The sequence below is a fragment of the Pseudonocardia halophobica genome (genome assembly GCF_050948485.1).
GTDB classification, from domain to species: Bacteria; Actinomycetota; Actinomycetes; order Mycobacteriales; family Pseudonocardiaceae; genus Pseudonocardia; species Pseudonocardia halophobica.
Genome location: NZ_CP192046.1, coordinates 3691367 through 3715913, shown reverse-complemented (window position 1 = coordinate 3715913; position 24547 = coordinate 3691367). Strand labels below are relative to the sequence as shown.

At 74.1% G+C, this 24547-nt stretch carries 21 protein-coding genes; 13 read left to right on the top strand and 8 right to left on the bottom strand.

Translation table 11 applies throughout. The annotated features are described in order from the left end of the window. Positions 1-33: 33 nt before the first annotated feature. Together ACQP04_RS17820 and ACQP04_RS17815 are read left to right on the top strand one after the other, a co-directional pair. A complete protein-coding gene (locus tag ACQP04_RS17820; protein ID WP_433508153.1) occupies positions 34-2823 on the top strand; it encodes an ATP-binding protein in 2790 nt (929 codons plus the stop codon). A gap of 67 nt (positions 2824-2890) precedes the next feature. After that, complete coding sequence (locus ACQP04_RS17815) at positions 2891-3739, top strand: alpha/beta fold hydrolase (RefSeq protein WP_433508152.1); 849 nt, start codon at positions 2891-2893, stop codon at positions 3737-3739. 61 nt (positions 3740-3800) lie between these two features. Here ACQP04_RS17815 and ACQP04_RS17810 read toward each other — a convergent pair whose 3' ends face one another. Next, the gene (locus ACQP04_RS17810) at positions 3801-4862 is read right to left on the bottom strand and encodes an LLM class flavin-dependent oxidoreductase (protein WP_433508151.1); all 1062 of its coding nucleotides are present in this window, start codon (positions 4860-4862) and stop codon (positions 3801-3803) included. 121 nt (positions 4863-4983) lie between these two features. Here ACQP04_RS17810 and ACQP04_RS17805 point away from each other — a divergent pair, with 121 nt between their 5' ends. From ACQP04_RS17805 to ACQP04_RS17785, 5 genes are read left to right on the top strand one after another with little or no spacing between them, the layout of a single operon-like run. Further along, a complete protein-coding gene (locus ACQP04_RS17805; RefSeq protein ID WP_433508150.1) occupies positions 4984-6399 on the top strand; it encodes a cytochrome ubiquinol oxidase subunit I in 1416 nt (471 codons plus the stop codon). Positions 6400-6408: 9 nt separating this feature from the next. Beyond that, positions 6409-7410, top strand: a complete 1002-nt coding sequence (gene cydB, locus ACQP04_RS17800; protein WP_433508149.1) for a cytochrome d ubiquinol oxidase subunit II — start codon at positions 6409-6411, stop codon at positions 7408-7410. A gap of 12 nt (positions 7411-7422) precedes the next feature. Further along, positions 7423-9132 (top strand): thiol reductant ABC exporter subunit CydD, encoded by a 1710-nt coding sequence (gene cydD / locus ACQP04_RS17795; RefSeq protein WP_433508148.1) that lies wholly within the window; start codon positions 7423-7425, stop codon positions 9130-9132. 37 nt (positions 9133-9169) lie between these two features. After that, entirely contained in the window at positions 9170-10858 is a 1689-nt protein-coding gene (cydC, locus tag ACQP04_RS17790) for a thiol reductant ABC exporter subunit CydC (RefSeq protein ID WP_433508147.1), read from the top strand. A gap of 13 nt (positions 10859-10871) precedes the next feature. Next, on the top strand, positions 10872-12224 hold the full coding sequence (locus ACQP04_RS17785) for a GH39 family glycosyl hydrolase (protein WP_433508146.1): 1353 nt from the start codon (positions 10872-10874) through the stop codon (positions 12222-12224). A 61-nt stretch (positions 12225-12285) separates the two neighbouring features. On the opposite strand, the gene ACQP04_RS17780 is transcribed toward ACQP04_RS17785, so the two are convergent. Beyond that, positions 12286-13098 carry a PaaI family thioesterase gene (locus tag ACQP04_RS17780; RefSeq protein ID WP_433508145.1) on the bottom strand — a complete coding sequence of 271 codons (813 nt, stop codon included), beginning with the start codon at positions 13096-13098 and terminating at the stop codon, positions 12286-12288. Between the two features lies 1 nt (position 13099). Next, the gene (gene fabG, locus ACQP04_RS17775; protein ID WP_433508144.1) at positions 13100-13861 is read right to left on the bottom strand and encodes a 3-oxoacyl-ACP reductase FabG; all 762 of its coding nucleotides are present in this window, start codon (positions 13859-13861) and stop codon (positions 13100-13102) included. A gap of 167 nt (positions 13862-14028) precedes the next feature. Between fabG and ACQP04_RS17770 the strand changes: the two genes are divergently transcribed. Together ACQP04_RS17770 and ACQP04_RS17765 are read left to right on the top strand one after the other, a co-directional pair. Beyond that, on the top strand, positions 14029-14790 hold the full coding sequence (locus ACQP04_RS17770; protein WP_433508143.1) for an SDR family NAD(P)-dependent oxidoreductase: 762 nt from the start codon (positions 14029-14031) through the stop codon (positions 14788-14790). Between the two features lie 17 nt (positions 14791-14807). Then, complete coding sequence (locus ACQP04_RS17765) at positions 14808-15170, top strand: VOC family protein (protein WP_433508142.1); 363 nt, start codon at positions 14808-14810, stop codon at positions 15168-15170. Between the two features lie 15 nt (positions 15171-15185). On the opposite strand, the gene ACQP04_RS17760 is transcribed toward ACQP04_RS17765, so the two are convergent. Next, the gene (locus ACQP04_RS17760) at positions 15186-16781 is read right to left on the bottom strand and encodes a Na+/H+ antiporter (RefSeq protein ID WP_433508141.1); all 1596 of its coding nucleotides are present in this window, start codon (positions 16779-16781) and stop codon (positions 15186-15188) included. Positions 16782-16823: 42 nt separating this feature from the next. Between ACQP04_RS17760 and ACQP04_RS17755 the strand changes: the two genes are divergently transcribed. The 3 genes from ACQP04_RS17755 (at position 16824) to ACQP04_RS17745 (ending at position 18895) form a co-directional block, all read left to right on the top strand. Beyond that, complete coding sequence (locus tag ACQP04_RS17755) at positions 16824-17357, top strand: YbhB/YbcL family Raf kinase inhibitor-like protein (RefSeq protein ID WP_433508140.1); 534 nt, start codon at positions 16824-16826, stop codon at positions 17355-17357. Between the two features lie 62 nt (positions 17358-17419). Then, on the top strand, positions 17420-18001 hold the full coding sequence (locus ACQP04_RS17750; protein WP_433508139.1) for a hemerythrin domain-containing protein: 582 nt from the start codon (positions 17420-17422) through the stop codon (positions 17999-18001). Between the two features lie 63 nt (positions 18002-18064). Beyond that, positions 18065-18895 carry a family 1 encapsulin nanocompartment shell protein gene (locus tag ACQP04_RS17745; protein WP_433508138.1) on the top strand — a complete coding sequence of 277 codons (831 nt, stop codon included), beginning with the start codon at positions 18065-18067 and terminating at the stop codon, positions 18893-18895. Positions 18896-18968: 73 nt separating this feature from the next. Here the strand turns inward: ACQP04_RS17745 and ACQP04_RS17740 are convergent, their stop codons facing one another. Continuing rightward, complete coding sequence (locus tag ACQP04_RS17740) at positions 18969-20009, bottom strand: hypothetical protein (RefSeq protein ID WP_433508137.1); 1041 nt, start codon at positions 20007-20009, stop codon at positions 18969-18971. Continuing rightward, entirely contained in the window at positions 20006-20632 is a 627-nt protein-coding gene (locus ACQP04_RS17735) for a hypothetical protein (protein WP_433508136.1), read from the bottom strand. Before ACQP04_RS17735 ends, ACQP04_RS17740 begins: the two co-directional genes overlap by 4 nt. 85 nt (positions 20633-20717) lie before the next feature. Between ACQP04_RS17735 and ACQP04_RS17730 the strand changes: the two genes are divergently transcribed. Then, positions 20718-21803 carry a hypothetical protein gene (locus tag ACQP04_RS17730; protein ID WP_433508135.1) on the top strand — a complete coding sequence of 362 codons (1086 nt, stop codon included), beginning with the start codon at positions 20718-20720 and terminating at the stop codon, positions 21801-21803. A gap of 237 nt (positions 21804-22040) precedes the next feature. Here the strand turns inward: ACQP04_RS17730 and ACQP04_RS17725 are convergent, their stop codons facing one another. Together ACQP04_RS17725 and ACQP04_RS17720 are read right to left on the bottom strand one after the other, a co-directional pair. Next, on the bottom strand, positions 22041-22409 hold the full coding sequence (locus ACQP04_RS17725; RefSeq protein WP_433508134.1) for a RidA family protein: 369 nt from the start codon (positions 22407-22409) through the stop codon (positions 22041-22043). Positions 22410-22789: 380 nt separating this feature from the next. Continuing rightward, the gene (locus tag ACQP04_RS17720; protein ID WP_433508133.1) at positions 22790-24505 is read right to left on the bottom strand and encodes a class I adenylate-forming enzyme family protein; all 1716 of its coding nucleotides are present in this window, start codon (positions 24503-24505) and stop codon (positions 22790-22792) included. Positions 24506-24547: the final 42 nt, after the last annotated feature.

The following is a 24547-nucleotide window of genomic DNA, read 5'->3' as shown; positions in this document are numbered from 1 at the left end:
GTCTGCCTCGCCCGTGTTCGCGATACTCGCCGGATGGGTCCGACGCTCGTCGGTCGCTCCGAGGAGCTGGCGGCGCTGCTCGATGCCTGTCACGGCGGGCCGGGCCGGCTCGTTCTCGTGACGGGCTGTGCGGGCAGCGGCAAGACGACGTTGCTCGAGGAGCTGACGCGGCGTGTGGCGGAGGCCGGCGCAGTGGTCGGGTCGGGGCACGCGGTGCCCGGCGGAGGACCGTTCCGCCCGGTGGCCGAGGCGCTGGTCCGGGTCGCGCCGCCCGCGCTCGCCGACGAGGGGGCCCTGTCGCCGTTCCGCGCTGTGCTCGCGCGGATCCTGCCGACCTGGCCGCCCGCGCTCGCCGCGGGCACGCATCTCGTCGATCCGGTGGTCGTCCTCGGCGAGGCGGTGCTCGCACTGCTCCGGGTGCTCTCGACCGACCGCCGGACGGTGCTCGTCCTGGACGACGCCCAGTGGGCGGATCGGGACACCCTCGCGCTGCTGGAGTACCTCGCGGGCGGTCTGCGGGAGGTGGCGGCGACCCTCGTCGTCGCCGCACGCGACGACCAAGCCGTTCCCGACGCGCTCACCGCCCTGCATCGGCATGCTCGGATCCTGACGGTCGCGTTGCGTCCGCTGCCTCCGGCCGAGGTCGCGCTGCTGGTGCGTCGGACCGTCGGTGGGGAGCTCCCACCGGAGGCCGAGGAGTACGTGGCCCGGGTGGGCGAGGGCGTCCCCCTCCTGGTCACCGAGTTGGCGGCCGGGCTCCTGGAGAGCGGGTCGCTGGTACCGGACGGGAACGGGTGGCGAACGACGAGCAGGCTCACCGGCGGACTGCCTCCCTCTCATCTGGCTCTGGTCCACAACCGGGTCGCGGGCCTGGCGCCCCGGGCTCGGGAACTGGTCCGCACCGCCGCCGTGCTGGGCCCCGAGCTCGACGCGGACCTACTGACGACGGTCTTCGGGTCGGACGCCGCCGAGGTCGCCGACGCCCTGTCGTCCGCCGTCGACGCCGGCCTGCTCACCAGGAACGCGGCCGGAGACGTGCGCTGGCGGCACGCGCTGACCTGCGGTGCGGTTCTTGCCGGGCTCACCCAGCCCGAGCGGGGCGCGATCGCTGCCCGTGCCGCAGAGGCGCTCGAGGACGAGGTGGGTGTGCGCCGGGCCCTGGTCGCGGACCTGCACGCGCGCGGCGGACGTCCGGCCCGCGCCGCCGCGCTGCTGCTTGAGGAGGCGCGCGACGCCGTCGCCGCCGGGGCTCTGGCCACCGCGCAGGAGATCCTGGAGCGGGCCCTCGTGCTGGCCGTGGGAGACCCCGGCCTGGTCGTGGGGATCACGGTCGAGCGGATTCAGGCGTTCGCCCTGGCGACGCGCACGGACGAGGCGATCGCGGCGGCGGACGTCGCGCTACCGACCGCGACGGGTGCAGACCGGACCGCGTTGGCCGTCGCCGCGGCCCGGGCGTGCGTGGGCGGGCAACGCTTCGACGAGGCCGGCCGCTACCTCACGATGTTCGGGGATACCGACGATCCGCGGGTCCAGGCGCTCGCCGCCCACATCGCCCTCAACGCCGAGGACCTCGATCAGGCGTTGGCTCTGGCGACTCGCGCTGCGGGGGCCGCCGAGCAGGTCGGCCCGCCGGACGTCCTCTGCGAGGCGCTCGAGGTCGTCGGACGGGCACTGCGGCGGCGCGATCCGGCGACGTCCGTCGCCGCTTTCGAGCGGGCCGAGCGGGTGGCGGCCGGCCACGGCCTCACGCCGTGGCGGATCCGGGCGCTCGCCGAGCTCGGCGCCACCGAGTTGTACGGAGCGGCACCGACCGGCCGCATCGCCGAGGCGCAGGCGCTCGCGCTCGACGCCGGCATGCTCGGCACCGCGACGGCCCTCGACCTCCAGGCCATCGCGATGACCGTCGGGGCCGAGGGGATGGTCGGCGTCATGTCCCGCGCCGAACGGTGCGCGGACCGGGCCGGCCGGCTGGGGCTCACCGGCATCCAGGCGCACGCGTTGATGTTCGCCGCCCGCGGCCGGGTGCATGCCGGCCGCGCCGGTGAGGCGGACCTGCTCCTCGACGACGTCGATCGGCTCGTCCCGAGTCCGCTGTACCGCTCCGAGCGGTCCCACAACCGGGCCACCGACGCCTGGCTGGACGGCGACGACGAACGGGCCGCGCGGGAACTCGACGACTGCATCGCTCTCCTGCGGGAGCTGCCCGCCGCACCGCCGGCGCCGGTCTGGGGCGAATGGGTCGTGCTGCGCACCGTGTGCGACCCCACCGATGACGGACCCCGTGCGGAGCTACGGGAATCCGACGTCCTGGTCCAGGCTGTCAACCGCGCCGCTCTCGCCTATGCCGACGCCGTCGCCGCCGCGCACGTTCAGCAGGTCGACCCCGGCCTGCTGCTCGCCGAGGGTGACCGGCTGCTGGTGCCCCACCCGTTCCTCCGCCACTGGCTGCGGATCATGCTCGTGGCGCGCGCGGTCGACGGCCGGCTCGGGGACGCTCCCGCGCTGCTGCGCGAGGCTCACGCCTGGTTGCTGGCCCACGGCGAGAACCGCATGGCCCGGCTCTGCGCGGCGCACCTGCGCCGCCTCGGTCTCCCGGTGCCCCGTCCCGGGCGGTACGGCGAGATGGTCCCTCCGCGGCTACGCGCCCTCGGCGTGACCGGCCGCGAGCTGGAGGTCCTGAGGCTGGTCGCCGAAGGCCTCGGCAACATCGAGATCGCCGGCCGGCTGCAGCTGTCGCGGCGCACCGTCGAGACCCACGTCAGCAACCTGCTGCTCAAGACCGGCACGAGATCGCGAGAAGGCCTGACGGGCCTGGCTCCGTGAGCTGCCCGGCCCAGATCCGTGTGTCACCCGGATCCCCCCGCACGCCACCCAGGGCAGCGTGCGGTGCATGACCACGACTTCCACCGCAACCAGCCACGGCCGCATCGACGTCGGCGACGCCGAACTCGAATACTGGGAACGCGGCCCTCGCGACGCGACCCACACGCTCTTCCTCGTCCACGCCGGCGTCTTCGGTGAGTGGTTCCGCCCCATGTTCGACGAGCCGGCACTCGACGGGTTCCGGGTCGTGCGGGTCCACCGCGCCGGCTACGGCGCCAGCTCCCGACCCCACGGCCACCTCACACTGGCCGACCACGCCCGCCAGTGCTCCCGGCTCCTGAGGGAACTCGGGATCCGGCGCGCCCTCTGGGTCGGGCACTCCTCCAGCGGCTGCATCGGACTGCAGGCGGCCCTCGACGACGCCGACCTGATCACGGGTCTCGTCCTGCTCGAGCCGGCGCCGAACCCCGCCGGGCCGTCCAGCCAGGTCCTGGTCCGTGAGGTCGTCGGCCCTGCCATGGCCGCAGTCGGCGCCGGCGACTTCGCCCAGGCGACCGACACGTTCCTCAGCGGCGTCGACGGCCCCGACTGCCGCGCCGCCCTCACCGCCCGCCTGGGCGAGGACGCGTTCGACCGCATCGTGCGCGACGCCACGTTCTTCTTCACCGACGAGATCCGCGCCGCGGGCGAATGGAATCTCGACCCCGAGCGAGCAACGCGGATCACGGTTCCGGCCCTGCTCGTCACCGGCGGCGAGAGCGCCGCCGTGACGAGCGCGTACGACGAGACGGCCACGATCCTCGCGGGCATGCTGCCCGCCGCGCGCCACATCGTGCTGCCCGGCGTCAGCCACAGCATGCCCCTCCAGGACCCCGCCCGCGTTGCGCAACTCGTCGCCGACTTCGTTCCACGCTGAGCCTCCACGGGACGCGATCCGGGAGTTGCGCGAGCTCCTCGGTGCTCGATTCGCTCCCCCGTCACCGGGCCCGGGAGCCGATCTCCTCCGCGTGCACCTCCCGCCGCGCCCGGGTGGTGGGCGGGAGGGTGAGGGCGGGGAGCACCTCGGCGCCGAGGCGGGCGATGTTGTCGCAGGTCCGGGCGGTGTCGCCGGTGGTCTCGACCATCAGCGCGAGGGCGCGGGCGCCGGTGCGGCGGAGCGTCCGGTCCAGGCGGGTACGGCAGAGGGCGGGGTCGCCGACCGGGTGGAGACGGCAGAGGAGGTCGGTGTACTCGTCGGCGTCCCGCGGGGTGCGGGGCGCGCCGTCGTAGCGTGTGTAGCCCGCGAGCCCCGGGCGCAGCCAGCGCGGGAGCGACTCCCGGACCTCGGCCTGCGCAGTGCCGGTGGTGTCGGCGACGTGCGCGAGGTGCGTGCTGACGTGCAGCAAGTCCGGCCCGCCCCGCTCGCGGTAGGCGCGGACAGTTCGGGCCTTCTCCTCGTCGTCGGCGTGCATGCCGAGCAGCATGGGCAGGCCGCGCTCGGCGGCGAGGCTCATCCCGGTGCCGGAGGTGACCGCGAGCAGCGGGTCCACCCCGGCCCGCGGCCCGGGCACGATCTCGACCGGGCGGAACCGGAAGTGCGGCCCGTCGCCGCGGACCCGGGGCCCGGACAGGGCCGAGAGCAGCAGGTCCAGCGACTCGGCGAACCCGTGGTCGAGCCGCTCCGGCCCCGTGCCGAACACCTCCAGGTCCACCCACGGCCCGCCGCGGCCGACGCCGAGCCGGAACCGGCCGCCGGAGACCTGGTCGAGCAGCAGCGCCTGCTCCGCGAGCGCGACCGGGTGCTGCACGGACAGCACGCTCACCGCGGTGCCGACCGTGATTCGCGAGGTGGCGCCGAGGACGTACCCGGCGAGCGTGACGGCCGAGGGGCACAGCCCGTAGGTCATGAAGTGGTGCTCGGCCAGCCAGACCGCGTCGAACCCGGCCTCCTCCGCGGCGGCGGCCGCCGCGACGGTCCCCTCCAGCACCTCGGTCGCCGACCGGCCGGGGAAGCCGGGGGCCAGCAGGAACACCCCGACCCGGGGCCGCGCGCCGATCACGGGGAGGACCGTAACGGCACCGCCGCACGGTGATCGGACACACCCGCCCCGAACTTTCTACGTGGTGTAGAACTGAACCAGAGCCTCTACAAGTCGTAGAAGTTCGGGAGGAGCCGCCACCATGGCACTCGACCTGGCCCGTTGGCAGTTCGGGATCACGACGGTCTACCACTTCCTGTTCGTCCCGCTGACTATCGGCCTGTCCGTGGTCGTCGCCTCCCTGCAGACCGCGTGGCACCGCACGGGCCGGACCGAGTACCTGCGCGCCACGAAGTTCTTCGGCAAGCTCTTTCTGATCAACTTCGCCATGGGTGTGGTGACCGGGATCGTGCAGGAGTTCCAGTTCGGGATGAACTGGAGCGATTACTCGACCTTCGTCGGCGACGTCTTCGGCGCGCCGCTGGCCATGGAGGCGCTGCTCGCCTTCTTCCTCGAGTCGACCTTCATCGGCCTGTGGATCTTCGGCTGGGACAAGCTCCCCCGCCGCGTCCACCTGGCCTGCATCTGGGCCGCCGCGATCGGCACCAACCTGAGCGCCTACTTCATCCTCGCGGCCAACGCCTGGATGCGGCACCCCGTCGGCTTCGAGATCGACCCGACCACCGGCCAGGCCCGGCTGACCAGCATCTGGGCCGTGCTGAGCAACGACCAGGCCTGGTCGACGTACCTGCACGTCGTGTCGGCCGCGTTCATCGCCGCCGGGTTGTTCGTCGCCGCGGTCAGCGCCTACAAGCTGTTGAAGGACAAGGAACCGCGCGAGCGGGAGCTGTTCCGCAAGAGCCTGCGGGCCGGGTTCGTGGTCACCGCGATCGCGGGCGTCGTCGTGACCCTGAGCGGCGACCACCAGGCCAAGCTGATGGCGCAGTACGAGCCGATGAAGCTGGCCAGTGCCGAGGCCCTGTGGGACGACGAGCACGGCGCCGGCTTCTCGATCTTCGCCGTGGGCGACATCCAGGACGGCCGCAACCACATCAACGTCCAGGTCCCGGGCGTGCTGGCCTTCCTCGCGACCGGCGACCTCAGCGGGGACGTCCAGGGCATCAACGACATCCAGGCCCGCTACGAGCAGGTCTTCGGCCCCGGCACCTACATCCCGAACGTCGGGCTCCTCTACTGGGCCTTCCGGATGATGATGGGCCTCGGCCTGGCCGGCGTCGCGATCTCGGTCGTCGGGCTCTGGATGACGCGCAAGGGCAGGCTGTTCCCCTACCGCTGGCAGTACGGGCTGGTCGTCGCCGCGCTGCCCGCCGCCCTGCTGGCCAACATCTTCGGCTGGATCCTGACCGAGATGGGCCGCCAGCCGTGGACGGTCGTGGGCGAGCTGCTCACCGCGCACAGCGTGAGCCCCGGGGTGAGCCTGACCGAGGTCGCGATCTCGTTGTCCGCCTTCACGCTGATCTACGCCGTCCTCGCGGTCGTCGAGTTCGGGCTGCTGCGCCGCTACGTCAAGGCCGGCACCACCGCCGTCATGCCCTACCCCGAGGACGAGCCCGAACCCGAGAAGACCGACGACCGCGTCCCGGCGTTCGTCTACTAGGAGCCGATCATGGACCTGACAGTCATCTGGTTCCTCGCCATCGCCGTCCTCTGGACCGGCTACCTCGTCCTGGAGGGCTTCGACTTCGGCGTCGGCGCGCTGCTGCCGGTGCTGTCGAAGGACGACACCGACCGCCGGGTGATGATCAACTCGATCGGCCCGGTCTGGGACGGCAACGAGGTCTGGCTGATCACCGCCGTTGGGGCGACGTTCGCCGCGTTCCCTGCCTGGTACGCCTCGATGCTCAGCGGCTTCTACCTGCCGATGCTGCTGATCCTGCTCGCCCTGATCGGGCGCGGCGTGGCGTTCGAGTACCGCGGCAAGGTCGACTCGGCGGTCTGGCGGCGGCGCTGGGACGCGGTGATCGTCGCCGGCAGCGCGCTCCCGGCCTTCCTGTGGGGCCTGCTCTTCGCCAACCTGGTCCGCGGGCTCGCGATGGGCCCCGACCACGTCGTCACCACGGACGTCGTCGAGCTGTTCAACGGCTACGCGCTGCTCGGCGGGGTGCTCACGCTCGGCCTGTTCCTGCTGCACGGCGCGGTCTTCCTCAGCCTGAAGACCGACGGCCCGGTCCGGCTGCGCGCCCGGTCGTTCGCGGCCTGGTCGGCGCTGGTGGTACTGCCCCTCCTGGTCGCCTTCACCGGCTGGACGCAGGCGCGCAGCGGCGAGCCGTGGACCCTGCCGGTCGCGATCGTGTCGGTCGTGGCGCTCGCGCTCGGTGCCGGCCTGGTCCGGCGGGGCCGCGAGGGCTGGGCGTTCACCGCCACCGCGGTGGCCGTGGGCATGCTGGCCGTGCTGATCTTCGGGTCGCTGTTCCCCGACGTCCTGCCGTCGACCACGGACCCGGCGAACTCGCTGACGATCGACAACGCCGCGTCGGCGCCCTACACGCTCACGGTCATGAGCTGGGTGGCGGCGGTCTTCCTGCCGCTGGTGCTGGCCTACCAGGCCTGGAGCTACTGGGTGTTCCGCAAGCGGGTCACCCGGGACCACATCGCCGTGAGCCACTGAGGAGAAGCGTCGATGGTCGACTCCGCACACTCCGTCTCGCCCATGAAACCCCTCGATCCCCGCCTGCTGCGCACGGCGAGCGCCGTCCGCACGCACCTGCTCGTCGCCACCGCGTGCGGCGCGGCCCTCACCGGGCTGATCCTGCTGCAGGCGTGGCTCGTGTCCCGCGTCGTCGCTCGCGCGACCGGCGGCGCGGGGCTCGAGGAGCTCGCCCTGGTGATCGCCGCCGTCGCCGCGGTGGCGGTCGCCAGGGCCGGGCTCGCCTACGGCGCCGAGGCCGCCGCGCTGCGCAGCGCCGCCTCGGCGAAGTCGCAGCTGCGGATGCGGCTGGTCCGGCACGTCACCGGCGGTGTCCCCCGCGATCGGGACGCCGGTGAGCTGGTCACCCTCGCCACCCGGGGTCTCGACGCGCTCGACGACTACTTCGCCCGCTACCTCCCCCAGCTCGTCCTGGCCGTGATGGTCCCGGTCGCGGTGCTCGTGGTGATCGTGGGCGCGGACTGGGTGTCGGCGGTCGTCGTCGCGGTGACCATCCCTCTGATCCCGCTGTTCATGGCGCTGGTCGGCATGCACACGCAGGCCCGGACGAACCGGCAGTGGGCGCTGCTGAACCGGCTCGGCGGGCACTTCCTCGACGTCGTCGAGGGGCTGCCCACGCTCGCCCTGTTCCGCCGGGCCAAGGCCGAGGCGGCGCTCGTCCGGAAGGTCACCGACCAGCACCGCGAGGCGACCATGGGCACGCTCACGGTGGCGTTCCTGTCGGCCTTCGTGCTCGAGGTCCTGGCGACGCTCGCCGTGGCGCTGGTGGCCGTGGAGGTCGGCTTCCGGCTGCTCTACGGCCGCTTGGACCTGGAGACCGCACTGCTCGTGCTGATCCTCGCGCCCGAGGCGTACCTGCCGCTGCGTGAGGTCGGGGCGCGGTTCCACGCCAGCATGGAGGGCATCGCCGCGGCCCAGCAGGTCTTCGCGGTGCTCGACGACCGGGCCGGCGTGGTCCCCGCCGGCACCGGCGCCACCCCCACGGGCGACATCCACCTGCACGGCATCACGGTCCGCTACCCCGGCCGCGACCGCGACGCCCTCCACGATCTCGACCTGACCCTGCCGGCCGGCCGCACCACGCTGGTGACGGGGCCGAGCGGGGCGGGCAAGTCGACCCTGCTCGGGCTGCTGCTGCAGTTCGTCGAGCCCACCTCGGGCCGGATCACGGTGAACGCGGACGATCTCGCCGACGCCGACCCCGACCGCTGGCGCCGCGCCGTCGCCTGGGTCCCCCAGGACCCGCACCTGTTCGACGACACGCTCGCCGGCAACATCCGCCTCGGCGAGCCCGACGCCCCGATGGCGGCCGTGCGCCGCGCCGCCACCCTGGCCGAGCTCGACGACGTCGTGGCCGCCCTGCCCGCCGGGTTCGCCACCCGGCTCGGCGAGCGGGGCGCGCGGCTGTCGGCCGGGCAGCGCCAGCGGGTCGCGCTCGCCCGGGCCTTCCTGCGGGCCGAGCGCGCGGAGACCCCGCCGCTCGTGCTGCTCGACGAGCCGACCGCCCACCTCGACCCGGACAACGCGGCCGCCGTGCGGCGTGCGGTCGGGCGGCTGGTCGAGGGCCGGACCGCGGTGATCGTGACGCACGACCCCGCGTGGGCCGACGAGCTGCCGGCCGACGCCGGACTCGTCCGGCTCGAGACTCCCGCCCTGGTCAGCCGGGTCGTGAGCGATGAGTGACCCTCCAGGGGCAGTGCGCACTCACGGGGTGGTGCGGATGCTCGGGCTCGCACGACCCCGTGGCGGCCGGTTCGCCCTGGGCGTGCTGCTCGGGGCCGCCGCGACGGCCGCGGGCGTGGGGCTGCTGTCGCTCGCCGCCTGGCTGATCGCGACCGCCGCGACCCATCCCGCCGTGACCGCGCTGAGCGTCGCGGTGGTGCTGACCCGCGCGCTCGGCGTGACCCGCGGCGTGGCCCGCTACCTCGAACGCCTGGTCACCCACGATGCCGCGCTGCGCACCCTCGCCGACGCCCGCGACCGCGTCTACGCCCGGCTCGCGGCCACCGAGCCGGTCCGCCGGTTCCGCTCGGGTGACCTCGTCTCGCGGCTGGTCAGCGACACCGACGCCACGCAGGACCTGCTGGTCCGCGGCCTGACGCCGCCGCTGGCGGCGCTGCTGGTCGGGGGCGGGGTGGTCGCGCTGTCGACCGCGCTGCTGACCGAGGGCGGCCTGCTGCTCGCGGCCGGGCTGGTGCTGGCCGGTGTGGCCGTGCCGCTGCTGGCCGCGCGGGCCGGCCGCGGGCCCGGCCGCCGGGTCGCCGCGGCCCGCGCCGAGCTCTCGACCACGCTGGTCGACGCCCTGCAGGGCGCCCCCGACCTCGTCGCCTACGGGGCGATGGACCGGGCCGTCGCACGGGTCGAGGCGGCCGACGCCGACCTCACCCGCACCGCCCGGCGCGACGCCCGCCTGCTCGGACTCGGCGCCGGCGCCACCGCCCTGCTGGCCGGCCTCACCCTGTGGGGCTCGCTGCTCCTCGGGGTCGCGGCCGTCTCGGCGGGCCGGCTCGACCCGATCCCGCTGGCCGTGCTGGTGCTCACCGCCTCGGCCGCGTTCGAGATCGTGGCGCCGCTCCCCGCGGCGGCCGCCCGGCTCGGCGCGGTCCGCGCGAGCGGCGAGCGGCTGTTCGGGGTGCTCGACACCCCGCCGCAGGTCCGGCCCGCGTCGGACGAGCCGGTGCCCGCCGGCCCGGCCGACCTGCGGATCCGGGAGCTGACCGCCCGCTACGACGGTCCCCTGGTGCTCGACGGCCTGGACCTCGACGTCCCGGCGGGGGCGCACGTCGCCGTCGTCGGGCCGAGCGGGGCGGGCAAGAGCACGCTCGCCGCGATCCTGTTCCGCTTCCAGGACGCCGAGGGCGGCGCGGTCCGGCTGGGCGGCGCGGACCTGCTCCACCGCTCCCCCGACGCCGTGCGCGCCGCGGTGAGCGGGGTGCCGCAGGACCCGCACGTCTTCGACAGCACCGTGCGGGAGAACCTGCGCCTGGCCCGATCGACGGCGACCGACGACGAGCTGCGGGCCGTCCTCGCCCGCGTGCGCCTCGACCTGGAGCTCGACGACCCCGTCGGGATCCGCGGCAGCCGGCTCTCCGGCGGCATGCGGCAACGGCTCGCGCTGGCCCGCGCGCTGCTCACCGATCCCGCGCTGCTCGTGCTCGACGAGCCGACCGCGCACCTCGACCCCGGCACCCGCGACGTCGTCCTCGACGACCTGCTCGACGCCGCCGCGGGCCGCGCCACCCTGCTGATCACCCACGACCTGGCCGGGCTGGAGCGGATGGACCACGTGTACGTCGTCCGGGAGGGGCGGGTGGCCGAGCACGGGACCCCCGGCGAGCTGCTGGCCGCCGACGGGTGGCTCGCGGGCGCCGGTCGGACCCCTCTCAGCCGCTCCACAGCCGGGCGCTGACACTCTCCGGGCCGTGCGTTCCCGCCGAACCCTTCCCGTCCTCGCCGCCCTCGCGGCCGGCCTGCTCGCCCTGGCCGGCTGCTCGTCCACCACCCCGCCCGCGACCGGCGCGACCACCGACCGGTCCGCCGCGGGGCTCGACCTCGGGGAGAGCTGGGACTGGGCGCCCCAGGGCGCCCCGCTCGACCTCGGGGTGACGCACACCCAGGACAGCCTCGACGACCACGACCCGGCCGAGTCCAACGCGCGCGGCGAGGCGATCCTGAAGGACTCCGCGGTGTGGCAGAACGTGCACCTGATGGGCTTCGGCACGCTCAGCCCCGAGCCCGCGCCCGGGCAGTTCGACTGGGCGACGCTGGACGAGCGCATGGACCTGGTGAAGCGCACCGGCGCCCGCACGGTCCTCACCGCCTGCTGCGCGCCGGACTGGATGAAGGGCGGCGTCGCCGGGCAGACCGACTGGACGCGGCTCGAGGTCGCCCCGCTGCCGCAGGACTTCCAGGCCTACGCCGACCTGGTCGCGCAGACGGTGCAGCGCTACCCGCAGATCGAGCGGGTCGTGGTGTGGAACGAGCTCAAGGGCTTCTTCGACATGACGAAGAACCGGTGGGACTACGAGGGCTACACCGCGCTCTACAACGCCGTGTACACCGCGGTGAAGGCGGTGCGCCCGGACGTGCAGGTCGGCGGCCCCTACCCGGTCATGATCAGCCTGCCGACGGACGACCCGAACGCCTCGGACACCCTCAAGGGCAGCTGGGGCGCGATCGACCGGCGGATCCTCGACGTGCTCGAGTACTGGGACACGAACAAGGTCGGCGCCGACTTCCTGGCCGTCGACGGCGGGACGGCGCAGCGCGGCGGCACGATCAGCGGCCGCCTCGACGACGCCGCCGCGAAGTTCTCCGACGTCACCCGGTTCCTGCGCAGCAAGACCACGGTGCCGATCTGGTGGACCGAGTTCTACTCCGAGGTGCCCGAGGGACAGACCGGCGCCGCGGACGGCCAGGCCAGCGCGGCCTCGACGCTCGCCTCCGTGGCCGCGTTCGCCCGGTCCGGGGTGTCGGTGGCGCTGCTGTGGGGCCCGCAGGGCAGCTCCCTGCCGTACTCCGCGCTCTGGACGGACGCCACCGAAGCGGCCGGCGGGCAGCCCACCCCGCTCACGCAGGCGTGGGAGTGGCTGGTCCCCCGGCTCGCGCAGGGCAACGTGGAGCTCGGCACCGCGCAGGACTCGCCGTTGATCGCCTTCCGGGCCACCGACGGGTCCGCGCTGGTCGTCAACGTCTCCGACGAGGAGGTGCCGGTCGCCGGGCAGGAGCCGTTGGCCCCCTACGCGATCGGGCTCCGCAACGCCCCCACCCCGTGATCCCCGCCTGCGGCCGCCCTTTCCGGGCGGCCGCAGGCGGGAGCGGTGCGATCAGGGGGACTCAGCGAACCCGGCGGGTGACGGTCGCCGTGGTGGCCAGCTTGCCGGTGGGCCCCCACGCCTCCACCTCGACCACCCCGAAGGAGCGGCCCGCGTGCACCACCCGGGTGCGGAACTGCGTGGTGCCCGCGACCGGCGAGGGCCTCAGGTAGCAGATCCGCATCGAGCCCGTGACCAGCGGCCGGCCCGGCGGGCCGGGCAGCGCGGCCGCCGCGGCCACCTCCGAGGCGGTCAGCATGATCCCGCCGTGGATGGTGTCCAGCTCGTTGGCCAGCGCCGCCACGCCCGGCACCGACAGCACCACCGGGTCGCCGGACATCTCCGCACCCAGCAGCCCGACGACCGAGCCCACCGGCGGCACCTGCACCTCCGGCACCGCGGCGTCGACGTCCGGCACCCCGAGCGTGAACTTCCCCCACTCGGTCGCGACGCCGAGCAGCGTGCCGTCCGCGGCCAGGATCCGGCCCTGCGAGAGCGAGCCCTCGGCGTCGGCCGCGACCGCCCGCGCCTCGACGGTCACGGGGGACCCGTCGAGCGGGACGGGCGCGACGAGGTCGGCGGCCAGCTCCGTGGTGACCGCCCACCCGTCGACCGGCCGGGGCAGGAGCATCGCCTGCCCCAGCACGGCGTCGAGCAGCACGCCCAGCGCCCCGGCGGAGGGCCGGCCGTCGGGGCCGACCATCCACGGGGCGGTGGGCATGCTCGCGCGGACCAGGCCCGAGTCGTCGACCTCGATCGGGCCCATCCCGACCAGGCGGTCCGGGCCGAGGGGCGCCGTCAGCAGGACCGGCGCCACCGTGAGATCGGCCGTCACGTCAGGCCTTCGGGCCGCCGGCGACGTAGATGACCTGGCCGGAGACGAAGCTCGAGCGCTCGTCGACGAAGAACGACACGGTCTGCGCGATGTCCTCGACCGCGCCGGGGCGCTGCACCGGGATCTCCTTGGCGCGGGCCGCCTTGAACTCCTCCCAGTCCACGCCGAGGCGCTCGGCGGTGGCCTTGGTCATCTCGCTGGCGATGAACCCGGGGGCGATGCAGTTGACCGTGACGCTGAACTTGCCCAGCTCGATCGCGAGGGTCTTGGTGAAGCCCTGCAGGCCGGCCTTCGCGGTGGAGTAGTTGGCCTGGCCGCGGTTGCCCAGCGCCGAGGTCGACGACAGGTTGACGATGCGGCCCCAGCCGGCGTCGACCATGTGCTTCTGCACGGCCTTGGCCATGAGGAACGAGCCCTTGAGGTGCACGCCCATCACCGAGTCCCAGTCGGTCTCGGACATCTTGAACAGCAGGTTGTCCCGGGTGATGCCGGCGTTGTTGATCAGCACGGTCGGCGCGCCGAGCTCCTCGGCGACCCGCGCCACGGCGGCCTCGACGGCCGCGGCGTCGGACACGTCGGCGCCGACGGCGATCGCCGTGCCGCCCGCGGAGACGATGGCGTCGACGGTGGTCTTCGCGGCCGCCTCCTCGAGGTCGATCACCGCCACCTTGAAGCCGTCCTGCGCCAGGCGCTGTGCGGTGGCCGCACCGATCCCCCGGGCCGCTCCCGTGACGATCGCGACGCGCTGCTGGGACTCCGCCATGTTCGGTCTCCTTCGACTTCGCTCGACTGCGCTACGCACCGGTCGCGAACGACCGATCGTTTCGTTCCGATCCTCGCACCGGGCTCCCCGCACGGCGCAAGCCGCTGTCGCCCGCGCCACGTCTCCGTTCGTTTCTGACTTGGTGCGACTGCATTAAGGTCCGGCGCATGACGGTACTGCAGCGGTTCTCGCTCGAGGGCAAGGTGGCCATCGTGACGGGCGCGTCGTCGGGGCTCGGCGTCGCGTTCGCGAAGGCGCTGGCGGAGGCGGGTGCCGACGTCGTGCTGGGCGCGCGCCGGGCCGACCGCCTCGACGGCACGCGGAAGATGGTCGAGGAGCTCGACCGCCGGGCGGTGGCGGTGACCACGGACGTCGCCCGGCAGCCGGACTGCCAGAACCTGGTCGACACCGCGATGGCGGAGCTCGGCCGGGTCGACGTCCTGGTCAACAACGCCGGCATCGGCACCGCCGTGCCCGCGACCCGGGAGAGCGTCGAGGAGTTCACGCAGGTCATCGACGTGAACCTGAACGGCTGCTACTGGATGGCGCAGGCCTGCGGGCGGGTCATGCAGCCGGGCAGCAGCATCGTGAACATCTCCAGCATCCTCGGCATCACCACCGCGAACCTGCCGCAGGCGGCCTACGCGGCCAGCAAGGCCGGCCTGATCGGGCTCACCCGCGACCTCGCCCAGCAGTGGGGCGGGCGCAAGGGCATCCGGGTCAACGCGCTGGCCCCGGGCTTCTTCGAGTCGGAGATGACCGACCAGTACCAGCCCGGCTACCTGGACTCGATGATGGAGCGGGTCCCGCTGGGTCGGAAGGGCGACCCGGAGGAGCTGGCCGCCGCGCTGGTGTTCCTCGCGAGCGCGGCCGGCGGGTACGTCACCGGGCAGACGATCGCGATCGACGGCGGCATCACGATCACCTGACGGGCTACGGTCGTCCGGTGAGTGATCCCGCGAAGACGCCGGTGAAGATCGGCAACGTCCTGCACCCGGTGGCCGACGTCGACGCCGCCGTGCGCTTCTACGCCGACACCTTCGGCCTGGCCACGAAGTTCGTCGACGGCGACCGCTACGCCGCGCTCGACGCCGGTGGCACGACGCTGGCCCTGGCCGGCCCGGCCGAGGACGTCACCGGCGGAGTGCCGGCGGCGTCGTTCAAGGTCCCGGACGTCGCGGCGGCGATCGCCGCCCTCGTGCAGGGCGGCGGGTCCGTGGTCCGGGAGCCCGAGCAGGGCCCGCACGAGGTCCGGGCCGTCGCCCGGGACCCGTGGGGCAACACCGTGGTCGTCTACGGACCGCAGTAGCCGCGGTCCGGCGCGTCAGTCCAGGAGGACGGTCCGGAGGTCGAGCCTGCGCAGCACGCGGTCGGCCGCCTCCGGGTCGATCCCCGGCTCGCGGCGCGCCGCGAGCACCTCGGCGCGGGCGGCGGACAGGGCGTCGGCCTCGATGAACTGCAGCACGTCCCGGCGGTCGCGGATCGCGCGGAGCCGCTGGCGCTCGTCCTCGGAGAGCGACTCGCCGGAGAGCACGGCGTCGAGCCGGCTCATGCGCTGCCGGATCGCGGCCTCGACCTCCTCCGGCAGCTGTTCGGACCGGTCGGCCTCGCCGATCCGCGCGGCCATCCGGTTCAGCGCGGCCCGCTGCGCCCGCCGCGTCACGATCTTCTCGGCGCGCTCCTCGGCGTCCGCCCGCTCGGCGACGCCCAGGGCCTTGACCAGCGTGGGCAGGGTGAACCCCGGCAGGAGGAGGGTCACCAGGAGCACCCCGACGGCGATCAGCGTGATCTCGGCGCGGGCCGGGAACGGTGCTCCCGACGCCATGACGGTGGGCAGCGAGAGCGCCAGGGCCAGGGTCGCCAGCCCGCGCATGCCGCACCAGGCCAGCACCACGGCCTCCCGGCCGGTGCGGGGTGCGGCGGAGGCGTCGGCGGAGCGGCGGACGGTCAGCCAGGCGACCGTCATCCACAGCACCCGGACCCCGACCACCACGAGGCAGACCAGCGCGGCGTGGCCCACCATCCGCGGCAGGTCCGTGCCCGCCTCCTCGACCACCCCCCGCAGGTCCAGCCCGATCAGGCCGAAGGCGACGCCGGTGACCAGCAGCTCGACGACGTCCCAGAACGAGCGCTGGACCAGGCGCTCGGCGGCCTCGTCGGCGTCGCCGAGCCGGCGCAGCTGCAGCGCGACCACCACCACGGCCACCACGCCCGACGCGTGCGCCTCCTCCGCGGCGAGGTAGACGGCGAACGGCAGCACCAGCGTCAGCGCGCTGCGCCCGATCGTGTCGGTGACCCGGGCCAGGACCATCCGCGCCAGCCACGCGACGACCAGCCCGATGAGCACGGCCGCGGCCGCGCCGAGCAGGAAGGACAGCGCCAGGCCGCCGAGCGACAGCTCGTCGCCCTGCACCGTGGCCAGCACCGCCGCCTGGAACACGACGAGCGCGGTGGCGTCGTTGAACAGGCCCTCGCTCTGCAGCACCGCGAGCAGCCGGCGCGGGATCCGCACGGGCCCGGCCACGGCCTCCACGGCCACCGGGTCCGGCGGCGCGACCATCGCGCCGAGGGCCACCGCGGCGGTGAGCGTGATCCCCGGGACGAGCAGCACCGCCAGCCCGCTCACCACCCCGATCGTGACCACGACCAGCGCGATCGCGAGCAGCGCGATGGACCGCCAGCGGGCCCGGAACAGCGACCAGGAGGTGCGCTGCGCCGTCGCGAACAGCAGCGGCGGCAGGAACAGCGGCAGGATCAGGTCCGGGTCCAGCTCGAAGGAGTCCGGCAGGCCGGGCGTCAGCGCGACGAGGGCGCCGAGCACCACCATCAGCGCGGGCCACGGGAGCCGCAGCCGGTCCCCGACCCCCACCAGCAGCACCGCGCCGAGCATCAGGCCCACGATGAGCAGCAGGTTCTCCACCGGGGAAGCTTCCCAGCCCGATCGGTGCCATGATCGGTGGCCATGAGCCACGACCCCTACAGCGACCTGCCCGACCTCCCCACGTTCGAGCTGACCAGCGACGACGTCACCCACGGCGGCACCCTCGACACGCCGCACCTGTCGGGCCTCCTGGGCGCGGGCGGCGAGGACCGTTCGCCGCACCTGTCGTGGAGCGGCTTCCCCGAGGGGACGAGGTCGTTCGCGGTGACGTGCTACGACCCGGACGCGCCCACGGCGTCGGGCTTCTGGCACTGGGCCGTCGCCGACATCCCGGCCTCGGTCACCGAGCTGCCCGCGGGCGCGGGCGACGAGAACTCGTCGTCGCTGCCCGAGGGCGCCGTGGTGCTGGCCAACGACGCGGGGATGAAGCGCTTCGTCGGTGCCGCCCCGCCGCCCGGGCACGGCCCGCACCGCTACATCTTCGTGGTGCACGCGGTCGACGTGGAGAGCCTCGGCCTGCCCGACGGCGCCACCCCGGCGTTCCTCGGGTTCAACCTGTTCAGCCACGCGATCGCGCGCGCGACCCTCACCGCGACGCACGAGAACACCGGCTGAGCCGAGACCCGGACGGGCAGCAGGGCGGGCGCGGCCGGGCCGTTCGGCAGTACGGTCCGGCCGTGCCCGACATCACTCAGCTCATCCTCGACGACCACGAGTGGTTCCGTCGCCGGTTCGCCGAGCTCGACGACCTGCGCGCCGAGGGCGCCGAGCCGACCGCGCTCCGGGCGGTCTGGCGCCCGCTCGCCGACCTGCTCGACGTCCACGCGGAGGCCGAGGAGCGGATCTTCTACCCGCAGCTGCTCCGGAAGGGCGAGAACGACCCGGAGGAGGAGACGCTCGACGCCATCGGCGACCACAACGAGATCCGCGACGGCGTGCGCGAGGCGGACCGCAACCCGGTCGGCAGCGCGGGCTGGTGGGCCGGCGTCGACAGCGCCCGCGAGGCCAACGACGAGCACATGGGCGAGGAGGAGAACGAGGGCCTCCCCGACTTCCGGCTCAACGCCCCGTCCGGGCTGCGCGAGTCCCTCGGCCGGCAGTTCACCGAGTTCAAGGAGCGGCACCCGGGCGGGCGCGGCATCGAGATCACCGACAAGGACCCCGAGGAGTACGTGGAGACCATCGAGCGGGAGATCCACCCGCCGTCGGACTTCTCCGGCGACGTCTCGCTCGGCATCGGCGGGCTCCGCGGCCGCTGACCCCGTCGACAGCGGCCCACCACGCCGTTCCCCGACGTCCTCCCCACCACGCAAGGAGCACCCGTGACCGCACCCTCCGACCACCTGCTCAGGGCGAACGCGCCCATCCCCACCGAGGCCTGGAAGGCGATCGACGACGAGGCCCGCGAGCGGCTCACCCCGCTGCTCGCCGCGCGCAAGCTGGTCGACTTCGTCGGCAGCGGCGGCTGGCAGCACTCGGCGCGCAGCCTGGGCCGGACGACCGGGCTGGCCGGGCCGCCGCCGGGTGTCGAGGGCGGCGCCGGGGTGAGCGCCCGCGTCCGCCGCGTCCTCCCGCTCGCCGAGGTGCGCGTGCCGTTCACGGTCTCGCGCGCGGAGATCGACGACATCCAGCGCGGTGCTCCCGACCCCGAGTTCGAGGACCTCGACCGGGCGGCGCGGGTGGCGGCCGAGATCGAGAACCGCGCGGTGTTCCACGGCTGGCCGGCCGCGCTCGTCGAGGGCATCGCCCAGGTCGCGCCGCACGACCCGCTACCCCTGGGCGAGGACTGCCTCCGCTGGCCGGGCGTGGTGGCCCGCGCGGTGGACACGTTGCGCCGCAACGGCATCGGCGGGCCGTACGCGTTCGCGGTCGGGCCGGACCTGTACACGAAGATCGTCGAGACCACGGAGCACGGCGGGTACCTGCTCTTCGACCACCTCAAGCGGATCCTGGGCGGCTCGGTGATCTGGGCGGCCGGGGTCGACGGCGCAGTGCTGGTGAGCGAGCGGGGCGGGGACTTCGCCCTCGACGTCGGGCAGGACCTCGCCATCGGCTACTCCCACCACGACGCGGACTCGGTGAGCCTCTACATCGAGGAGAGTTTCACCTTCCAGGTGGTCGAGCCCGACGCGGCGTTCGCGCTGACCGTCTGACGTCCCGGAACACACGGGAGGGGCCGCGGATCCGTGGATCCGCGGCCCCTCCCGTGTGGTGGTGCGGCGCCCGTCAGATGGTGAGCAGGCGGTCGAAGAAGCTCCGGTAGCGGCCCAGGGCCAGCCGGAGGTCCTCGGTGGAGGCGGACTCGTTGTTCAGGTCGCGCTCCAGCTCGCTGCGCTGCCGCTTGAACAGCGCCTCCAGCTCGTCGAGCACCTCGCCGACCAGGGCGTTGGCGTCGCGGACGGCGCCGCGGGGCTCGTCGACGAACCCGGCCTTCAGCGTCTCCCAGCGGCGCAGGTACTCGGCGGAGCGGTCCTGCGGGACCAGGGTCGCGTGACCGGAGGAGTCGGTCTCCTGGGTGGGCGCGCCCATGGACTCCGCGCGGGACCGGCCGCCCTCGCCGTGTGAGTCGTGGCGGCCCTCGTGCCGGCCGGCCTCGCGCAGGCCGCCGCCGCCCTCGTCGCCCGGCATCCGCTCGTCCGGGACGCCGGAGCCGTGCACGGCGGTGTCGTGGCCGCCGCGGGCGTCGCCGCGCATGCCGCCCGTGTCCCGGCCCGGATCGTGGCGCAGGTCGCCCGTGTCGCCGCCCATGTCGCGGGCCCGGTCACCGGTGTCGCGCGGGGTGTCGGTGGTGGCGTCGGAGGTCGCGTCGGTGGCGCCGCTGCGCAGGTCGACGGTGCGTGCGCCCTCGTCGCTGCGGACGTCGCGGTGCCCGGTGCCCGCAGTGTCCCCGATGCCCCCGGTGCCCCCCGCGTCCCGGCCGCGGAGGCCGTCGTCGGGGTCGTCGCCCGGGCCCAGGTCACCGCGGCCGCGGTCCTGCGGCAGGTGCTCGTCGTGCCCGCGGGGCGTCGGTGCGCCCTCGCCGGTGTCGTAGCCGCGCTCACGGGTGCCCACGCCGCTGCGGTCCTCCTGGGCGGCGCCCCGTCCCTCGTGTCCGTGCTCACCGTGCTCACCGGGTTCTCGGCCCAGCACCTTGTCGAGGAAGCTGCGGTCGTCGTGACGGTCGTCGGCGTGCCCGCTGCCGTCGGCGGTGCGGGGGTCGAGCTTGTCCATCAGCCGCTCACCTCGTGTCTCGTCGGGGCGTCGCTCGTGGCCCACGTGCTCGCTCATGCGCTCGTCTCCTTCCGGCGGGTGTCGTCAGGGCCGGCGGGGTCGCCGCCGTGCCGGCCGTCGTGCTGCCCGTCGTGGTGCCGGTCGCCGCCCAGCAGGGCCTGGACCAGCTCGCGGTAGGAGGTCACAGCGCCGCGCAGCTCCTCGGTGTCGGCGCGGTGCTCCCGGTTCGCCTGGGCGATCCGGCGCGCCTCGCGGTAGCGCTGCACCACCACGGGGTGCTCGACGGAGACGTCCGCCGCCCGCTGCTCGAAGTCGTCGACCGGGTAGCCGCGGGCGGACATCAGCTCGTCCACCAGCGCGTCGGCACGGTCCACGGCGTGGTCCGGGTCGTCGACGAACTCCGCCTGGACCGCCGTCCAGCGGCGCTCGAACGTCTCCCGCTCACGGTCGTCGAGGGTGCGCAGGCTCAGCCCGCGGTGGCGCTTCTCGCGCTCCGCCAGGACCCGCTCGGTCTCGGCCGGGTCGTTCGTCTCCGACAGGTGGCGGTCGTACTCGGGGCCGAAGCGCTCCTTCAGGCGTCGGCTCCTGCGGCGCCCGTTCATCGACCACGCGAACGCGGCGAGCGCCAGCAGCGCGATCACCACCACGACGATCACTACGATGACTGCGGTGCTGCTCATGGACACCGGGTGCCCACTGAGGACCTGTCACAATCCGTGAGTACCGGATGGATCTGTGACCGATGCCACACTGAATCGAGTGAGCATGAACCGCTCTGCTCCGGACGCCGACGAGGGCTCCGCCGGACGCCCCGCGGAGACCTCCGACGACGGGTCCACCGAGCCCATGGACACCGACGACCGGGTCGAGGCCGCTGCCGACGAGCTGTACGGCGTGGCCCCGGACGACTTCGTCCCCGTGCGGGACGAGCTGGTCGCCGAGGCCAAAGCGGTCGGGGACAAGGAGGCGGCCAAGTCGATCGGGAGGTTCCGGCGACCCACGCAGGCGGCCTGGCTGGCCAATCTGCTCGCCCGCGAGCGCGGCGAGCAGCTCGACGCCCTGCTCGATCTGGCCGAGGAGCTCTCCTCCGCGCAGCGGACGCTCGACGGCGCCCAGCTGCGCCACCTCTCCGCGCAGCGCTCCAAACTGGTCGGGGCGATGGCCCGCGAGGCGCGGCGGCTGGCCGCCGAGGACGGGCACCGGGTCACCGAATCGGTCGAGAAGGACCTGCGCGGCATCCTCGAGGCGGCCCTGGCGGACGAGGACGTCGCCGACGAGGTGCGGTCGGGGCGGCTGACCCGGACGGTGAGCTGGTCGGGTTTCGGGTTCGGCGGCGAGACCACGGTCGGCACCGGCCCGCGGAAGCCCCGCGAGCGGGACGGGGAGGGTGCCCGGCGTCGCCGGCCCGCCACGCGTCCGGCGCGGCGGCCCGCCCGCGAGGGTCCGGCGGAGGACACCGACGCCGATGTGGATGCCGGTGTCGACGCCGCGGAGCGCGCCGAGCGGGAGCGCCGCGAGCGGAAGGAGCGCGAGCAGCGGGAACGGGAACGCGCCGAGGCACGGGAGGCCGTCGACGAGGCCCGCCGCGCGGCCGACGCCGCCGCCGACGCCCAGGAGGACGCCGCCGCGGCCCTCCGCGACGCCGAGTCCGCGCGCGACGACGCCACCGCCCGCGTCGAGGAGCTCACCGCCGAGCTGGAGCGGGCGCGGGAGGCCCGCACCGCCGCCGCGGCCGCCGTCAAGGACGCCGCCCAGGCAGAGCGGGAGGCGAGCCGCACCGCCCGCGACACCGCGACCGCCCTCACCCGTGCCGAGGAACGCCTCGCCGACCTCGAGGACGACCAGGGGTAGCGACAGGGGCGCGCCTGCGGGCAGGAACGCGCTCGCCGGCCCGTCCGAGCTGGTCCTCGATCGGTCTACCGGCCGCCAACCCCCGGGGATGCGAAACGGTGCCCCCTCCGCCGCGTCGGGCAGGACAGGGCCCCGTCGCGCCAGGCAGGCGTCAGGCGCTGTCGCCTTCGCCGGCCGGCGAGCCCTCGACCGGGGACACGTCGGCCGGCCCTCGGCGAGGAAGTGGTTTCACCCCTATCAGGCACTCCCCAGGATGGCGACGGCAGAGATCTCGACCAACTGAGGGGGTAGGGCGAGGTCGACCACGCCCAGGAGCGTGCTCGTCGGACGATGGTTCCCGAAGTACTCGTGGTGCAGCCGAGCGATGTCCTCGAAGTGCTCCCGCAGGTTCTTCACATAGACCATCGTCTCGACGATCTGGTCCTTGTGCGCACTATGGGCCTCAAGCACCCGGTCGATGTTGGCGAACGTCGTCCGCACCTGGAGCTCGAAGTCTCCTTCACCCACGAAATTGGCATCCATGTCGTGGGACAGCTGACCAGAGATGTACAGCGTGGATCCGCTCCGAATAGCCTGCGAGAAGCCGTACGCCTCCTCCCAGGGCATGCCGAAGCCGAACGTGTGTAATCCGTTACTCATCCGGGCCCCCTCATTCGGAGTTGCGCATGTTCGGGATGTCGGAGATGCAGGAGATGACGAGCGCACTGACGTCAGTCCCCCGTGGACGAGAGGCCTCGACCCAGAGCGCTGAGCGAGGTTACACCTCGGCTGCGGGCTAGCCCAGGCCTTCATGGGCATGGTGGCGGGGATGCCGCCTGAATGGAGAAAGTGCCTCGTAACGAATCGCCGAGCTGCGCCTCTACGTCCTCGACGGTCGCCCTGACGCCTCCGTATTCGCATTCACCCTTGCCCTTGCACAAACGTCCCGCTCGTTCGCGACAAGTTGGGTGCGAGGACGTGAGCACGCCCTGGACGTGGACGCCGGCTCAGCCCGACCGCTCCCGCAGCTCCCGTTTCAGCAGCTTGCCGGTGGCGGTGCGGGGCAGGGGCTCGGTCCACCAGAACACGTGGGCCGGGGCGGCGAAGCCGGCGACCCGTGCGGTCACGTGGGCGCGGAGGGCGTCGGCGGCGGCGTCGTCGTGCGGGGACCCGGGTGTGGTGCGGACGGCGGCGGCCACCTCCTCCCCCAGCGTCGGGTGCGGGACCCCGAAGATCGCCACCTCGTCGACCCACGGCACCTCGTGCAGGGCGGCCTCGACCTGGGCGCTGTAGACGTTCTCCCCGCCGCGCAGCACCACGTCCTTGAGCCGGTCGACGACGTACACCCAGCCCGCACGCACGAACCCGAGGTCGCCGGTGCGGAACCAGCCGTCGACGAACGCCGCGGCGGTCGCCTCCTCGTTCCGCCAGTACCCGCCGACGATGTTGGGCCCGCGGAACCAGAGCTCGCCGATCTCGCCCTCCGGTACGTCGTCGAGCGTCTCCGGGTCGACGATCCGGACGTCGGCCCCGGGCGCCGGCCGCCCGACGCTGTCCGGGTGCGCCACGTAGTCCGCGCCGATGTTGGCGCAGACCGCCGAGGTGGTCTCGGTGAGCCCGTACCCGTTGGCGGACATCGGGCCGAGCTCGGTGGCGATGCGCTGGACCAGCTCGCCGGGGATCGGCGCCCCGCCCATCCCGATGCGCGACAACGAGGACAGCTCGTCCGGGTGCGCGATGGCGATCTCGGCGAGCTCGCGCATCGTGGTGGGGACGCCGGCACCGCCGGTCAACCGCTCCTCGCGCACCAGCCGCCGCGCCTCCTCGCGGTCCCAGCGGTACATCGTGGCGACCTTGCCCCCGATGATCACCTGCCCGTACAGGCCGTTGAGCCCGGCGATGTGGAAGAGCGGGTAGGTCAGCAGAGTGCCGGTCTGCGGCGGCGCCGGCCGGCTCGACCTCGGCGACGCGGCCGCGTTGGCCCTGGCCGTGAGCAGCACGTTCAGCGCGTTGGTCACGTGGTTGCGGTGGGTGTGCACCGCGCCCTTGGGACGCCCGGTGGTGCCCGAGGTGTAGAGGATCGTGGACGGGTCGTCCGGCCGGACCGCCACCGGCGGCGGGCCGGCGGCCGGGTCCAGCGACTCCATCAGGTCGGGCCACTCGCGCCCCGCGAACGGGCCCTCGCCGCGCACCCGGACCAGCGGCACGTCGCTCCCGATCCCGCCGTGCCCGGTCAGCAGGGCGGTCCGCTCGCCGTCGGCGACGACGATCCGGGCCCCCGAGTCGCCGACCGCCCAGACCAGCTCCGGCCCGGTCCACCAGGCGTTGAGCGGGACGGCGACGAGCCCGGCGAGCTGCGCCGCCCAGAACACGACGCCCCACTCGGGGTAGTTGCGCATCGCGATCGCGACCCGGTCGCCCGGCTTCAGGCCGTACTCGCCGAGCAGGACGGCGGCGAGGCCGTGCACGAGACGCAGGTGGGTGGCGTAGTCGAGATGCTCGTCGGCGTAGACCCAGTAGGGCCGGTCGCCGAAGGCGGCGGTGTCGGCGATCATCTCGGCGAGCGTGTGCGGGCCGCGGGCGTAGACCCGCATCAGGACGCCGCCGACGACCTCCTCCCGGAGGGCGTACTCCGCTCCGGGTGCGGTCATCCGGGCGAGCTCCCGCCCGAGCGGGGTGTCGTCCGCGGGGATGCCCGGTTCCACCGTCTGCTCGACCGGCACTGCCTGGTCCTCACTGTCCGTGGCATGCATCGGAGATCACTC